Here is a 14,565-nt window from a genome sequence, read left to right on the forward strand (position 1 = left end):
TCACCCGCGTGCGGTCTGTCTAACGAGAACGGTAGTCACCTTGCGCGGGTTCCCCCGCCTCCTTGGCGAATTCGCGGCGTGGCGTGCCGTTTCTTCCCGCGCGCAAGGCCTCAGGCCAGGAACGCGGTGGGCGCGGTGACGGGGGCGGGCAGGTCGAAGGCGGCGGCCAGCTCCGCCGCGCGGGGCGCCAGCTCGTCGCACGTGCGGCGCCGCGCGGCCCACAGCTCGTCCAGGATCCCCGGCGGGACGACCCCCTCGTTGAGCAGGACGGCGGCGCGGCGCTCCAGCCGGTCCAGCGCGTGCAGGCGCAGGACGGGCCCGAGCGCCCGCGGCCCGGCGCCGGCGGCCGCGGCGAGGATCTCCAGGATGATCCGGTCGGCGCAGGCGGTGGCGGTCCGCTCGGCCAGCGCCAGGTTGCCGTTCCAGGCGGTGAAGGCGTCCTGCCCGTCGCGCAGGGCGGCCTCGACCCGTCCGGCGAGCCGGTCGCGCATCCGGCGCTCGGCGTCGCGCGCCAGGAACAGCCACACGCGCGGGGAGTCCAGGTCGCCGTCGTCGGGCGGCCCGAGCTCCGGCTCGGGCGGGACGTAGCGGTCGCGGTCGGCCATCGCGCGCGCGGTGTCGTAGAGGATGAGCTCGTTGTCGCCGCCGGCGTTCTGGTAGGCGTGCGTCAGGCCCCGGTAGGCGTTGAGGCGCTCGACGGCGGCGAACCCGGGGGCTCCGCTGTGCACCCGGCACGCCGACACCGTCTCCTGCGCCTGGACGGTCGCGGCGGCCTTCAGCAGCGCCAGGTCCCGGTCGACCGCCGACCACGGCGCCCACGCGGTCGCCGGACCGCCCGCCGCGTCCGCCGACCCGTTCGGGTCCTCGCCCGCGGCCTCGCCGGGGGGACGCGGGGTGGTGACGTGCGCGGCGACGGCGGTGAGGGCGTAGGCGGACGCCAGCGCGCCCAGCACCGCCTCCTGCTGGTTGCGGTAGTCGGTCAGCGGGCGGCGCGGCGCCAGCCGGCCGAGGGTGGAGCGGCCCGCCGAGTGGGCCAGCAGCATCCCGGCGGACGCCCGGGTGATCGCGGCGGAGGCCGACACGACCGCCCGCCACACCGGCGGGGCGATGCCCATCGACCGGGTGAGCCGCGCCGCCGCGGGTCCGTGCGGGTCGTGGAAGGCCCCGTCGGCGCCGATACCCGCGCCGTCGCGCAGCCACGCCTCGTAGGGGACGCGGACGTCCTCCAGCAGGACGGCGGCGTAGTCGATCTGCAGTCCGGTGGTCTCGGGGGCCGGGACGATCCGCACGCCGGGCGGGACGGCGCCGCCGGGCCCGCGCAGCGGCACTGCGAACACGAAGACGCCGCGCTCCTGGCCGCCGTGGACGAGGGTGGCGTAGACGGCGGCGGTCTTGGGCAGGTCCGGATGGGCGGTGTTGGTGGGGAACTTGGCGGCCTGGACGTCCGGGGTGCTGAGCACGAACCCGCCCGTGGCGGGGTCGTGGCGGGCGACGGTGCGGGGCGACAGGTGGCTGTTGCTGCGTCCCACCTCGGTCATCAGCAGCGTGCCGAACGAGGCCATCGACTCCAGCGACTCGCGCAGCGGCAACGTCTCCCGCTGCCCGGCGCCGAACCGCACGATCGGGCCGAGCGCGAGCGTGTAGTGCAGCAGCATCATGTGGAACAGCGGCGGGTCGGCGATCGCGGCGCGCTCCAGCAGCGCGCACAGCGCCGGCGGGTCGGCCAGCAGCTCGCCGGCCGGCGGCGCCGCCAGCCCGGCGCGGCGGAGCCGCTCGTAGGTGAGCGCGTGCCGGTCGGGCGCGGTGAGCCCGCCGGGGACGGTGAAGAACTCCTCGGGGACGGCCTCCTCCAGCCGCGCGCGTGTCTTGGCGTCGAGAGAAGAGCCGTGCACGAACTGCCGCAGAGCGTCGGCGTCGGTGGTCACGAGGGGTCCTTTCGTTCGCCGGAGGGGGTGACGCCCGGGGCGGCCTTGCCGGTCAGCCCGTGGCGGGGGCGGTCGCGCAGCGGCGCCATCGTCCGCGCGTCCGGCAGGGTCAGCCGCGCGCACTGGCACAGCGCGTTCCCCGCGCCGGCCTCGGTGAACACCGTGGCCCCCGCCGCGTGCACGGCGCGCAGGGCCTCCGGCAGCCGGACGGGTTTGACGATGCAGTCGGCCATGGCGCGGTGCAGGTCGTCGTCGTCGCGGTAGGCGCGGCCGCGGACCGGCGAGTGGACCGTCAATTCCAGGGGCCGCTGCGGGAAGCCGCGGATCATGGCGTACCACTCCTCGTCGGCGCCGGCCATCACGGGATGGTGGGACAGGTAGGGCACCGCGAGCCGCACGGCGTTCACCCCCTCGCCGCGTGCGGCGTCCAGAACGGCGTCCAAGGGCCCGTCGGGTCCGGAGACGACCGTGACCTGCGGGGCGTTCAGGCACGCGACGACCACCTCCGGTTCGCCGGCGGCCTCGATGCAGGCGCGGGTGCGGTCCTCGCCGGCCTCCAGCAGCCCCATGCCGCCGCCTCCGCCGTGACGGGCCAGGACGCCGACGGCGGACACGCCCATGCGTGCGCCGTCGGCGATGGAGAACGCGCCCGCGCACACCAGGGCGGCGATCTCTCCGAAGCTCTGCCCGACCGCGAAGCGGGGATGGACGCCGTGCGCGCGCAGGGCGCGGTCGACGGCGACGGACGCGGCGTAGCCGGCGAGCTGGGCGACGCCGGGGGTGCGTGCCGCCTCCCGGTAGCCTCCCGGATCGTCCATGAGGATCGAGCGCAGGCGCGGCCATCCGTTGGGGGGCAGGCCCTCCTGCACGGCGTCCAGGACGTCGGCGACGGCGCGGGCGGCGCCGGGTCCGGTGCGGGCGAGGGCGGGCAGGTCGGGAACTCCCGCCGAGCCGGTGCCGGGGAACAGGAAGGCGCAGATGTCGTCGGGTTCGAGCTCTTCGGCCGGGAGGAATCGGGGTGCGGGCACGCGGGGTCTCCTTACCTTGAAGGAAGGCTGCCTTTTCCTTTAAGACAACGGCCGCTTAGCTCTCAGTTATGGACCAAAACCCTGAAATGGGATTATTCACTTATGGGATGGGACTGACAACCGCCAGTCCGGTGATGGGGGGAGGACCCGCATGACCGTGCCCGACACGCACCGGCCGGCCCGGGCGGACGACAGCGGAGCGGCGCGGGACGGCGGGCGGGGATGGGCCGTCCGCGGCACCGGCGCCCACCTGCCCCGCGACGTCGTGCACAGCACCGACCTGTCCCGCTCGCTGGGCCTGGAACCGGACTGGATCGAGCGCCGCACCGGGATCCAGAGGCGGCACGTCGTCGCGCCCGGCGAGGCCGCCTCCGACCTGGCGGCGGCCGCCGCCGGCCGGGCGCTGCGCGCCGCCGGGCTCGACGCCGCCGACCTCGGCCTGATCGTGCTCGGCACCTCCACGCCCGACGTGATCGCCCCGTCCACCGCCTGCCGGGTGCAGACGATGCTGGGCGCCCGCCGCGCCGCCGCGTTCGACATCTCCGCCGCCTGCACCGGGTTCGTGTTCGGGCTGCAGACCGCGATCGGCTGGCTGGCCACCCAGCGCGGCGCGCCCCCCTACGCGCTGGTCATCGGCGTCGAGGTCTACTCGCGGTTCCTCGACCCCGACGACCGCGCCACCGCCGCCCTGTTCGGCGACGGCGCCGCCGCCGTGGTCGTCGGGCCCGCCCCGCCCGGGTACGGCATCGGCCCGATCACCCTCGGATCGGACGGCTCGGGCGCCGACGACGTGCTCATCCCCGCGGGCGGCAGCCGGCTGCCCGCCAGCGCCGAGACCCTCGCCGGGCTCGGCCACACCATCCACATGGACGGCCGCGCCGTCCGCGACTTCATCACCGCGATCTTCCCGCGGCTGGTGGCAGAGGCGACCGAGGCCGCCGGTGTCAAGCCCGCCGACCTGGCCCTGGTCGTCCCGCACCAGCCCAACCCGCGGCTGGTCGCCGCGCTCGCCGGGGACGCCGGGCTCGATCCGGAACAGCTGGCGATCGTCGGGTACGAGGTCGGCAACATCGGCGCCGCCAGCATCCCCTACGCCCTGGACCGCGCCGTGCGGACGCAGCGGATCGGCCCCGGCGACCTGGTGCTGCTCGCCGGCTTCGGCGCGGGCCTGACCTGGGGGCACACCCTCATCACCTGGCCACCGCCCTGACCTTTCACACGCCCTGACCCTTCACACGCCCCGGCCGCAGGCGGGCGCGTGACGGCGGACGGCCCGCGAGCCGCAGGGCTCGCGGGCCGTCCGCCGCGCGCGGGCGCCCGGTCAGCGCTTCGGCAGGCGCAGCACCTGGCGGGACTCGGCGCGGCGGTCCCAGGCGACGGCGGCGAACACGACCGCGAACCCGACGGGCAGCAGCGCCCACGCCGGCTCCAGCACGAGCAGCTGGGTGAGGACGGCGCCGCCCATCAGGCCGATCAGCCCGGCCGCGGCGAGCCCCGCCAGCCGCGGGACGACCAGCCCGATCGCGCCGGCGGCCTCGACGGCCCCGGTCACGTACCGCAGCCACTGGCCCCAGCCGATCTCCTCGAACGTCCTGACGGCATCGGCCTGCCCGGCGAACTTCGGCAGTGCCGAGGCGATGAGCAGGAACGCGGCGATCAGGATCTGCGCGCCCCACAGCACTTTGCGCAGCGTGCGGTGGCCCCTGGCGGAGGCGTGGGCACCGGTCGTGCGGGGAGCGGTGGCGGTGGCGCGGGTGGCGGTGGGGGTCTGGGCGCTCATGGCGGCGGTCCTTTCGTGCGCTGTCTCATCGGCCTTCACTGACGCGTCGCACGGCCGGGCGCCGGATCGACATCCCGCCCCAGATTTCTCCAGAGGTTTTTCGCAGTGGTGTCAGCGCAGGTGGGAGGCGGTGGACGCGGCGGCGACGGCGGCCGTGGAGCGCACGAACGCCGCCAGGGCCCGGGACCGAGACGCCTCGGCCCAGGCGAGCACGAGCGTGGTCGGTTCGGCGTCGCGGACCGGTACCGCCGTCAGGTCCTCGCGCAGCAGCCCGCGCATCGACTCGGGCAGCACCGCGACCATCCGGCCGAGCGCGATGAGCTGCATCAGCTGTCCGCCGTCACCGATCACGGGCCCGTCGCCGGGGCCCGCCGCGTGCGGGCGCCGCGGCAGGACCTCGCCCTCCAGGTCGGCCATCGAGACCTCGGCGCGGCCCGCCAGGCGGTGCCCTCTGGCCACCACGACCACCTGCCGCTCCTCCATCAGCTCCTCGGTGGCCAGGCCGGTGACGTCCTGGCGCGGCGCGTACAGGAGCGCGGCGTCGGCGCGGCCGTCGCGCAACGCGTCCGCCGCCCCGTACCCGAACAGCATCTCCACCGGCAGCGCCTCCGGCTCGCGCTCGTAGGCGGCCAGGATCTCCGGCAGGAGGCCGCCGCCGTCCCCGCCTGGCTTCATCGCCAGGACCAGCCGGGGCCCGGCGGCGCCGGCGCGCCGCGTCCGGCGGACCGCCGCGGCGACGGCGTCCAGCGCGGCGCCGCCCTCGGCCAGCAGGGTCTCCCCCGCCGGAGTGAGCGTCACCCGGCGGCTCGTGCGCTCCAGCAGCCGCACGCCCAGGCGCCGCTCCAGCCGGCCGATCGCCCGCGACAGCGGCGGCTGCGCGATGCCGAGCCCCTCGGCCGCCCGGCCGAAGTGCAGCTCCCGCGCCACCGCCAGGAAGTAGGCCAGCTCCCGCGTCTCCACCACGTCCATACCTCCAGGGTATTGATGGCGGCGCGATCGGTGTTGGCCCCCGCGCCCCCGCCGGTGGTGGGCTTCAGAACATGAGCGCCAGTCCTGACCGCACCACTTCCCACCAGACCACGTCCCACCAGACCAATTCCCACCGCACCACTTCTCACGGCACCAGGACCGCCCTGGTGACCGGGGCCAACAAGGGCATCGGCCGCGCCATCGCCGAAGGCCTCGCCGAACGCGGCATGACCGTGCTGATCGGGGCCCGCGACCCCGGCCTTGGCGAGAAGGCGGCCGCGTCGCTGCGCGAGGCCGGGCACGATGCCCGCGCCGTCGCCCTCGACGTCTCCGACCCGGCCGCGGTCGAGGCGGCGGCCCGCGCGATCGCCGCGTCCCCCGGCCGCCTGGACGTGCTGGTCAACAACGCCGGCATCTCCGGCGGCGCGCTGCACCTCCCGGACGAGGCCGACATGGACGCCGTGCGCCGCGTGTTCGACACCAACCTGTTCGGCGTAATGCGGGTGACCAACGCGATGCTGCCGCTGCTGCGCCGGGCGCCCGCGGCGCGGATCGTCAACATCTCCAGCGGCACGTCCTCGATGGCCGCCATGACCGACCCGGGCCACTACTTCTGGGACGTGCCGGGCTCGGCCGCCTACCCGGCGTCCAAGGCGGCGCTGAACATGCTGACGATCCAGTACGCCAAGCGGCTGCGGCAGGAGGGGATCCTGGTCAACGCCGCCGCGCCCGGTGCGTGCGCGACCGACTTCGCCGTGGACTTCACCCGCGCGAGCGGCCGGACCATCACCCGCACCGCCGCGCAGGGCGCCGCCGTCGCGATCCGGCTCGCCACCCTGGACGGCGACGGCCCCACCGGCGGGTTCTTCGACGACGACGGCCCCGTCCCCTGGTGACGAGCCGGGCGCTACGGCGGATGGGGCCTCAGGCGTCGCGGGGGTGGCGGGCGCGCACGGCGTCGACGCACCGGTCCCGTGACACCGGTCCCGCGAACCGCAGGCGGTCGTAGGCGGTGAACGGCGGCTCCAGCGCGTCGAGCTCGTCGACCAGGGCGTGCAGTCGCCGCGTCCACGCCGGTGTGCCGGCGTCCGGCTCGGTCGGCGCCGCCTCGATCGCGGTGACCAGGGCGTCCTTGCACTGGATGTTGCGGGGCGTCACCGAGCGCAGGCACACGTACTGCCCGTCCAGGTAGGCGGCCCACTCCTCCCTGGCGGTGGTCTGGTCGTCCCAGTGAGCCAGGAACCAGCCCTCCAGCGCGTCGGGGCCTCCGGCCTGCTCGGCGAGGCCGAACAGGTCCGACGGCACCATCTCCACGCCGTCGGAGCGCAGGTAGCCGGGCAGGGGCAGCCTGCCCGCCAGCATCAGCCGCCGCACCTGGTCGGCGTCGCGGCCGGTGGCGCGGCACAGGGCCTCCAGGTCGGTGAACCAGGCGGTGACGTAGGCGTCGTCGTCGGCGGTCATCGGGTGGTCGCCGTTGACCTCCCGGAACCGCGCCGCCAGCCGCGCCTTCACTTCGGGGTCGCTCATGCGCGGACGCTAACCCGGGGTCGTTTCGGCATTCGCCGAAACATGACCGCACGGCGTCTACCAGGGGGACAGCACGAGCGCCTGCACGGCCAGCGCGGTCACCGCCTGCGCCGCCAGCCACGCCCGCACCCGGGGGCGGTCGACGGCGGCGGCGGCCGTCAGCCAGGCGGCGAACGGGACCCAGATCCGCTCGACCTCGCCGCGCGTGACGCCGGAGGCGTCCAGGACCAGCACGGCGAGCAGCGCCGCACCCGCCAGCACCGCCACCGCCGCCGCAGGCTCGACCGCACGGGACCGCGCCCCCCGCCCCGGCGCTTCCCGCCTCAGCACATCCCGCCACAGGGCGCCGCGGCCCAGTTGTGCCAGCGTGCGCGGCAGCGCGTGCGCCACCGCCGGGCCCGTCAGCAGGCCCAGCACCGCCAGGTTCGCGAACACGAAGTAGGCGTAGGAGCGCTGCGCGGATCCGCGGCTGAGCAGGTAGGTGTCCAGGGTGGCGCGGACGCCGTCGGGCCACCAGAACCCCAGCAGCGTGAACGCGGCCGGGATCACCACCAGCCCGGCGGCGGCGGCCGCGAGCACCCGCGCCCGGGGACGGCCCAGCATCACGACCGCGAGCGGCACCGCGAGCAGAGGCAGCAGCCCGTAGCTCAGATACGGCAGGCAGCCGAGCAGCAGCCCGCCCGCCGCAGCCTGGACGAGCGCCCGGTCGCCCGCGCCGCGCGCGGCGAGCGCGAGCAGGGCCGTGCCCCAGGCCGCGACGGCCAGGAAGAACGCGTCCATCGCCGTCGCGATCCACACCGCCAGCGGCGCCAGCGCCAGGAACGGCACCGCGGCCCGCGCCGTCCGCTCCCCCGCCAGGCACCGCACCGTCACCGCGATCGCCGCCGCCGCCGACGTCCCGGCCGCGATGATGAACGCCGCCGCCCACCCGGTGCCGCCCAGACCGGCCTTCTCCAGCGCCCACAGCACCAGCATCGGCAGCGGCGGATGCCCCCGCACGTGCGTGGTGTAGCCGCCGAGCCGCTCGGTGAAGGTCTGCAGCCAGGCCAGCGGATCGGGGCGCACCTGCGCCAGGCCAGCCGGGTACTCGGTCGGGGCGTCCAGCGGCCGGGCGAGCGCGTCCCATCCGTCGGAGACGGCCAGGGCCACCGTCCACGCGGCGGCGGCCGCCCACGCGACCGGCGGCAGCGCCCGCCACGGCAGCCGGGCCGCGAGCGCGGGCAGCGCCGCCACGGCCAGGGCCGCCACGGCGGCGGCGGGCAGGAGCCGCCACGTCGGCGGCCACCCCCGCGCCCGCGCGTGGAGCGGCGGCAGCGGGTCCTCGGTGGCCAGACCGGCGCGCCGCAGGTACCAGCCCACGGCGAACGCCGCCGCGATCCCGGCCGCCCACACCGCGACGGCGACCCACCCCGGCCATCCGCGTCGCGCCGGCCTCCCGGCCGCCTTCTCCCGGCCGTGCGCCTCGGTGAGCGTCACCGCCGCGCCTCCTTCCGGGAGTGGCGCGGGGCGCGCGTCGCCCCACCGCGCCCGGATGCGCGCCCGGCCCCGCGGCGTGCGGTGACCGCGCGGACCACGAGGGCGCAGGCCGCCGCGGCGGCGATGACGCCCAGCACGATCCCCAGGTTGCGGCCGTAGGGCAGCGGAAGCCGCGACGGCTCGTCGGCGCGGCGCCCATAGCCCAGCACGACGGGGATGGCGACCACGGTCACGCAGGCGCCGATGACCAGGGCGGCGCGCACGATGCGCCGGCCGGCGGGCACGAGGCCGGTGAGCGTCCCCGCGGCGAGCACCGCCGGGACCAGGACGGCGTCGTGCAGGACGGCCGCCCCGGCGAACCACTTCGCCCACTGGGCGAGGGGGACCTGGTCCACGATCCCGCGCAGCCCGACGGCGATGAGCGCCAGGCCGGCCGTGTACGCCGCCGCCTTCGAGGCGGTCCCGGCGTTCACGACACCACCAGCCCTTGGATCCACTTGGTCTGCATGACTCCGGGCCGGTTCGGGGCGATGAGGCGGCAGGGGTAGCCGTGGTCGAGGGCGAGAGGCGCCCCGTTCATGCCGAGGGCCAGCAGCGTCAGCGGGTCGTGCCAGTGCGGCGGGGCGACCTGCGAGGTCCGGTAGAGGCCCTGGCGTTCCAGCGACTCGACCCGCACCTGCGCGTCGTCGTCGACACCGGCCAGGCGCAGGACGTCGCGCAGCCGCACGCCCCGCCAGGACGCCTCCACGCTCCAGCCCTCCACGCAGGAGATGGGCAGCCGCGCGGTGTGCTGCGGCAGCGCGCGCAGGTCGGCCAGGGACAGGGTGACCTCCCGCGCGACCCGGCCGGTGACGGTGAGGCGCCAGCGGGGGTCCTGGGCCTGGACGGTGACGCCGGTCGCGGCGGCCGACTTGTTGACCGGGACGTCCTGCGGCCCGGTGCCGGGGCGGCGGGGCGCCAGCACCGCCAGCGGCGCCAGCGGTGTGACCGCCTCCCCCACCGTGGTGAGCGCGACGACGCCGCTCGCGCCGGCGACGGTGAGCAGGAAGCCGCGGCGTCCGACGCCGTCCTGGGGGCGGGTCATCACGGTGCGGCGCGCCTTGGCCCACTGGTCGGCGATGTGGATGACCAGCGCGCCGACCAGGATGTAGGCCGTCCAGTAGTGCGCGGTGGTGAAGTAGAACCGGAACGCGTACCAGTAGGCGACGTTCAGCACCCCGGTGACGAACTGGAACAGCGCCGCGCCGACCAGGACGAACACCAGCAGCCGCTGGGCGCCGTGGACGAGCGAGCGGACCGGAGGCCACTGCCACAGCCGCGGGTAGACCGTCCACAGCTTGGCGAGCAGCAGCGGGACGGTCGCCAGCCCGCCGATGACGTGCACGCCCTGGGTGACCCGGTACAGGTTCACCGGCCGCGACGGCCACAGCATCCACCCGGCGGGCTGTTGCATGAAGTGGCTCACCAGTCCGGTCCCGAAGGAGACCAGGACGCTGACGCCCAGGGCGATGCCGAGCCAGGAGGCGACCCGCTCGTCGTGCAGGCGGCTGGTGAACCGTCCCGGGATCCCGCGCAGCACGGCGGTGGGCGCGGGCGGCCTGTACCGGTCGAGTGCGGGTCTCATGGGCGCGCGTCCCCGGAACGCAGGGTGACGAACCACCGGTCGGCGTCCTCCCAGGACTCGGTGACGGTCGCGGCGCACCTGGCGGCCAGCCCGGCGACGGCGTCGGCGGACACGTGCGCCCAGGCGAACCATTCGCCGACCGACCGGTCCGAGCGCAGCCGCAGCCGCAGCGGCTCGACCCGGGAGGACGAGCCGGGCGGCCCGACCTCCGCGAGCACCTGCCCGCCGGGCGCCAGCAGCGCCAGGACGCGGCGCAGCAGTACGGCGGGGTCGCCGCCGATGCCGATGTTGCCGTCGGCGAGCAGCACGGTGCGCCAGCGCCCGGCGCCGGGCACGCGGCCGAACACGTCGCGGCACAGGGCCGGACCGCCCGCCGCGACGGTCAGCGCGACCGCGGAGGGGGCCAGGTCGATGCCGAGCACCGGCAGGCCGCGGCGGGCCAGCGCCACCGTCAGCCGGCCCGGTCCCGAGCCGACGTCCAGGGTGGCGCCGGCGCAGCGGTCCAGCAGCCCGCCGTCGCCGGGCCGCACGGCCAGCCAGTCGTGCACCGGCAGCGGCCGGCGGCGCCCGTCGGCGTGCTCGATCTCCACCGGGGCGCGTCCCCGCAGCGCCTCCTCGTACAGTTCGCCGATCATGCCGGGACGGTCCGGTGACCGAGGGCCCCTACGGCGGCGGCGAACAGGCCGCCCGGCGCGGCCGCGGCGACGGCCGCGGCGTCGGCGGGGGTGTCGACGTCGGTGAGTTCGGGCAGCGTCGCGATCCGCAGGCCGGCGGCGCGCAGCCGCGCGAGCTGGACCGCGCCGGTGTCGGGGCGCGACATCGGGACGCCGCGCAGCAGCGCCGCGGCGGGGCGGCGCAGCCCGAGCAGCCAGAACCCGCCGTCGCGGGCGGGTCCGAACACCGCGTCGCGGCGGCCGAGCGCACGCCGGGCGCGGTCGAGGAGCGCGGGGGTGACCTGGGGGGTGTCCATGCCGATCAGGACCAGCGGGCGGCCCGTGTAGGCGTCGGCGAAGGCGTGGGCGAGGCGTTCGTCCAGGCCGCCGCCGCGCTGGGCGATGACGGTGAAGCCGTCCGGCAGCCACGGCCCGGGGTCGCCGGCGAGCGCGAGGATCCGCCGGCGGGCCGGTGCGGCGGCGACGGCGGCGAGGGTGTCGCGCAGGGACGCCTCGGCGAGCACGGCGGCCTCGGCGGGGGTGTAGGCGGGCGTCAGGCGGGTCTTGACCCGCCCGGGGACGGGCTGCTTGGCGATGACGAGGAGGTCGGCGTCACCGGGCGTGGGTGCGCCGGTCATCGGGCGACCTCCGCCAGGACGCGGCGCATGTCGCGGACGGCGCGGACCGTCCCGCCGAGGGTCCCGGTCACCTTCGAGGCGCCGGTGCGCGGCCGGTAGGGCACGTCGATCTCTCCGATCCGCCACCCGCCGCGGGCGGCGTGCAGCACCATTTCCAGGGGGTAGCCGAACCGGCGGTCCCGCAGGCCGAGGCCGAGCAGGGCGTCGCGGCGGGCGGCGCGCATCGGCCCGAGGTCGCGCAGCCGGGTCCCGGCGCGCCGGTTCAGCGACCGGGCCAGCACGGCGTTGCCCAGCCGGGCGTGCGGCGGCCACGCGCCCGGCCCGGTCGGCCGCCGCCGCCCCAGCACCAGACCCGGCGGCGACGGGCTCGGCGGCGACAGGCTCCGGCCGCCGGATTCCAGGTCGCCGAGGGCGGCGACCAGGCGGGGCAGGTCGGCGGGGTCCAGCGAGGCGTCGGCGTCCATCACGCACACCACCTCGGTCCGGGCGGCCTGCAGCCCGGCATGGCAGGCGGCGCCGAAGCCGCGCTGCGGCGCCGCGACGACGCGGGCGCCGTGCTCGGCGGCCACGCGCGCGGAGCCGTCGGTGGAGGCGTTGTCGACCACCAGGGCCCGGAACCCCTCGGGCATCCGGTCCAGCACCCAGGGCAACGCCTCGGCCTCGTTCAGGCACGGGAGAACCACATCGATCACAGCTCAGACGCTACTTTCGGTGACAGGGCGGCGACCCTTACGAACTGGTGACGTGCGGCCGGGCGAACTCGGCCATGCCCTCGGCGAACGGCACCGCCGGGCGGAAACCGAGCTCGCGCCGGGCGCGGTCGGGCCGGGCGACGATGTGGCGGACGTCCCCGAGCCGGTAGTCCCCGGTGACGCGGGGCCGGGGGCCGCCGAACGCGTCGGCGAGGGCGCCGGCCATCTCGCCGATGGTGCGGGGATCGCCGCTGGCGATGTTGTAGGCGCGCAGGCCGCCGGGCTCGGGCGGCCCGTCCGCGGCCCGCTCCAGCGCCAGCACGCCGGCGCGGGCGACGTCGCGGACGTGGACGAAGTCGCGGCGCTGCGCGCCGTCCTCGAACACCAGCGGCGCCCGCCCGTCCATCAACCGGGACCGGAAGATCGCCGCGACGCCGGCGTAGGGGGTGTCGCGCGGCATCCGCGGTCCGTAGACGTTGTGGTAGCGCAGCGCGGCGACGGTCCCGCCGGCCGCGCGCGCCCAGGACGCGGCCAGGTGCTCCTGGGCGAGCTTGGTGTCGGCGTAGGCGTTGCGGGGGCCGGGCGGGGTCTCCTCGCCGACGGCGCCGGGGGCGAGCGGCTCCCCGCACGCCGGGCACGGCGGCTCGAACCGCCCGGCGCGCAGCGCGTCCTCCGGCCGGGGCCCGGGGCGGACGAGGCCGTGGACGGCGCAGGTGTAGGCGCCCTCGCCGTAGACGACCATCGAGGAGGCCAGTACCAGGACGCCGACGCCGGCGCGCGCCATCTCGGCCAGCAGCACGGCGGTGCCCTGCACGTTGACGGAGGTGTAGTCGGGCAGGTCGGACACGTCCACGCCGAGGCCGACCTTGGCGGCCTGGTGGCAGACGGCGTCGACGCCCTCCAGCCGGCGCGCGACCGCGGCGGCGTCGCGGACGTCGGCGGGCGGGTCGCCGAGCCCGTCGGGGCGCGTGTCGAGCCCGCGTACGCGGTGGCCGGCGGAGGTCAGTGCCTCGGCGATGTGCGAGCCGATGAACCCGGCCGACCCGGTGAGCAGTACGTTCATGCGCACGAACGTAGGGCGCGCGGTGCGGCCGGGACCGCCCGGACGGGCCGGTCAAGATACCTTGTTCGAACCTTGTAAGAACTTCACCCGGCGGCGGGGACGAGCGGGGCGAGCAGCCCGACGGCCTTGTCGACGTCGGCCTCGGTGGTGCTGAGGTGGAACGCGCAGCGCAGCCGCCCGGCGCGCACGGTGGCGACGACGCCGTTGCGGCGCAGCAGGTCGGCGGCGCCGTCCGGGACGGGCACCGACACGATGGCCGAGTCGCCCTGGGGGAGGCCGAGCCCGGCGGCGAACCGGCGCGCCAGCGCGACGTCGTGGTCGTGGATCGCGGGGATCCCGACCTGTTCCAGCAGGTCCAGTGCGGGGGCCTGCGCGACCCAGCACTGCCACGCCGGGGACAGGTCCAGGCGGCGGGCGCCGTCGGCCAGTCGCAGCGGCAGCCCGTAGATGGAGTCCCAGATGTCGGCGCCGGCGTACCAGCCGGCGCCGATGGCGGGCAGGGTGTCCAGGGCCTCGCGGGTGCCGGTCAGGAAGCAGGTCCCGCGCGGGCCGAGCAGCCATTTGTAGCCGCCGGCGACCAGCCAGTCGACGCGGTCGGCGGGCAGCGGCAGCCATCCGGCGGCCTGGGTGGCGTCCAGCAGGACGCGGGCCCCGTGCGCGCGGGCCGCTTCGATGATCTCCTCCATGGGGGCGATGCGGCCGTCGGCGGACTGCACCGCCGACACCGCGACCAGCCCGGTGCCCGCGCCGATGCGCTCGGCGATCCGCTCCAGCGGCACCGACCGGACGCTCAGGTCCGGGCGGGCGGCGAACGGGAACAGCAGCGAGGTGAAGTCGCCGTCGGCGACGACCACCTCGGCGCCGGCGGGCAGTGATGCCGCGACCAGCCCGGTGAAGTAGGACACCTGCGGGCCGCACGCGACCCGATCCGCCGGGACGCCGAGCAGCCGCGCGAACGCCTCCCGGGACCGGGTGACCGCCGCGTCCAGGTCGCCGCGTTCCAGCAGCCCGGCGGCCCGGTCGTGCTCGGCGGCGAGCATCGCCTCGTGCGCGGCGCGCGGCGGCAGCCCGTAGGTGGCGGTGTTGAGGAAGGCGACGCCGGCGCCGAACTCGCGCTGCGCCTCTGGCAGGGAAAGGGTCATGCCCCCGATCGTGGAGCACCGGCGCGCCATAGCACAAAGTACTGATTT

At 76.6% G+C, this 14,565-nt stretch carries 15 protein-coding genes; 2 read left to right on the forward strand and 13 right to left on the reverse strand.

Translation table 11 applies throughout. From position 1 onward, the window contains the following. Positions 1 to 110 precede the first annotated feature (110 nt). The gene (locus AB0H37_RS24370) at positions 111 to 1,925 is read right to left on the reverse strand and encodes an acyl-CoA dehydrogenase (RefSeq protein ID WP_329090493.1); all 1,815 of its coding nucleotides are present in this window, start codon (positions 1,923 to 1,925) and stop codon (positions 111 to 113) included. Beyond that, positions 1,922 to 2,953, reverse strand: coding sequence for an acyltransferase domain-containing protein (locus AB0H37_RS24375; protein WP_329090492.1), 1,032 nt, complete (start codon positions 2,951 to 2,953; stop codon positions 1,922 to 1,924). The genes AB0H37_RS24370 and AB0H37_RS24375 overlap by 4 nt, the downstream gene beginning before the upstream one ends. Before the next feature lie 151 nt (positions 2,954 to 3,104). Here AB0H37_RS24375 and AB0H37_RS24380 point away from each other — a divergent pair, with 151 nt between their 5' ends. Then, positions 3,105 to 4,163 carry a beta-ketoacyl-ACP synthase 3 gene (locus AB0H37_RS24380; protein WP_360615359.1) on the forward strand — a complete coding sequence of 353 codons (1,059 nt, stop codon included), beginning with the start codon at positions 3,105 to 3,107 and terminating at the stop codon, positions 4,161 to 4,163. Between the two features lie 111 nt (positions 4,164 to 4,274). Here AB0H37_RS24380 and AB0H37_RS24385 read toward each other — a convergent pair whose 3' ends face one another. Together AB0H37_RS24385 and AB0H37_RS24390 are read right to left on the reverse strand one after the other, a co-directional pair. Continuing rightward, positions 4,275 to 4,733 (reverse strand): DoxX family protein, encoded by a 459-nt coding sequence (locus AB0H37_RS24385; RefSeq protein ID WP_360615361.1) that lies wholly within the window; start codon positions 4,731 to 4,733, stop codon positions 4,275 to 4,277. A 111-nt stretch (positions 4,734 to 4,844) separates the two neighbouring features. Then, positions 4,845 to 5,702: a LysR family transcriptional regulator gene (locus AB0H37_RS24390; RefSeq protein WP_360615363.1), complete on the reverse strand. Its 858-nt coding sequence runs from the start codon at positions 5,700 to 5,702 to the stop codon at positions 4,845 to 4,847. Positions 5,703 to 5,773: 71 nt separating this feature from the next. Between AB0H37_RS24390 and AB0H37_RS24395 the strand changes: the two genes are divergently transcribed. Further along, positions 5,774 to 6,598 carry an SDR family oxidoreductase gene (locus tag AB0H37_RS24395; protein WP_360615365.1) on the forward strand — a complete coding sequence of 275 codons (825 nt, stop codon included), beginning with the start codon at positions 5,774 to 5,776 and terminating at the stop codon, positions 6,596 to 6,598. A 28-nt stretch (positions 6,599 to 6,626) separates the two neighbouring features. Here AB0H37_RS24395 and AB0H37_RS24400 read toward each other — a convergent pair whose 3' ends face one another. The 9 genes from AB0H37_RS24400 to AB0H37_RS24440 all read right to left on the reverse strand — a co-directional run bounded on the left by AB0H37_RS24400 (position 6,627) and on the right by AB0H37_RS24440 (position 14,517). Continuing rightward, positions 6,627 to 7,229, reverse strand: coding sequence for a DUF6058 family natural product biosynthesis protein (locus tag AB0H37_RS24400; RefSeq protein ID WP_360615367.1), 603 nt, complete (start codon positions 7,227 to 7,229; stop codon positions 6,627 to 6,629). A 57-nt stretch (positions 7,230 to 7,286) separates the two neighbouring features. Beyond that, a complete protein-coding gene (locus AB0H37_RS24405; RefSeq protein WP_360615369.1) occupies positions 7,287 to 8,705 on the reverse strand; it encodes a hypothetical protein in 1,419 nt (472 codons plus the stop codon). Next, positions 8,702 to 9,178, reverse strand: a complete 477-nt coding sequence (locus AB0H37_RS24410) for a hypothetical protein (protein ID WP_360615371.1) — start codon at positions 9,176 to 9,178, stop codon at positions 8,702 to 8,704. Before AB0H37_RS24410 ends, AB0H37_RS24405 begins: the two co-directional genes overlap by 4 nt. Next, the gene (locus AB0H37_RS24415) at positions 9,175 to 10,329 is read right to left on the reverse strand and encodes a molybdopterin-dependent oxidoreductase (protein WP_360615373.1); all 1,155 of its coding nucleotides are present in this window, start codon (positions 10,327 to 10,329) and stop codon (positions 9,175 to 9,177) included. Before AB0H37_RS24415 ends, AB0H37_RS24410 begins: the two co-directional genes overlap by 4 nt. Continuing rightward, a complete protein-coding gene (locus AB0H37_RS24420) occupies positions 10,326 to 10,964 on the reverse strand; it encodes a class I SAM-dependent methyltransferase (protein ID WP_329090475.1) in 639 nt (212 codons plus the stop codon). Before AB0H37_RS24420 ends, AB0H37_RS24415 begins: the two co-directional genes overlap by 4 nt. After that, complete coding sequence (locus tag AB0H37_RS24425) at positions 10,961 to 11,620, reverse strand: TIGR04282 family arsenosugar biosynthesis glycosyltransferase (RefSeq protein WP_360615375.1); 660 nt, start codon at positions 11,618 to 11,620, stop codon at positions 10,961 to 10,963. The genes AB0H37_RS24420 and AB0H37_RS24425 overlap by 4 nt, the downstream gene beginning before the upstream one ends. Beyond that, positions 11,617 to 12,312: a glycosyltransferase family 2 protein gene (locus tag AB0H37_RS24430; RefSeq protein ID WP_360615377.1), complete on the reverse strand. Its 696-nt coding sequence runs from the start codon at positions 12,310 to 12,312 to the stop codon at positions 11,617 to 11,619. Before AB0H37_RS24430 ends, AB0H37_RS24425 begins: the two co-directional genes overlap by 4 nt. A 37-nt stretch (positions 12,313 to 12,349) precedes the next feature. After that, on the reverse strand, positions 12,350 to 13,375 hold the full coding sequence (locus tag AB0H37_RS24435; protein WP_329090470.1) for an NAD-dependent epimerase/dehydratase family protein: 1,026 nt from the start codon (positions 13,373 to 13,375) through the stop codon (positions 12,350 to 12,352). 83 nt (positions 13,376 to 13,458) lie between these two features. After that, positions 13,459 to 14,517: an aminotransferase class V-fold PLP-dependent enzyme gene (locus AB0H37_RS24440; RefSeq protein WP_360615379.1), complete on the reverse strand. Its 1,059-nt coding sequence runs from the start codon at positions 14,515 to 14,517 to the stop codon at positions 13,459 to 13,461. Between the last annotated feature and the right edge of the window lie 48 nt (positions 14,518 to 14,565).

The organism is Actinomadura sp. NPDC023710 (assembly GCF_040639875.1).
Lineage (GTDB): Bacteria > Actinomycetota > Actinomycetes > Streptosporangiales > Streptosporangiaceae > Spirillospora > Spirillospora citrea.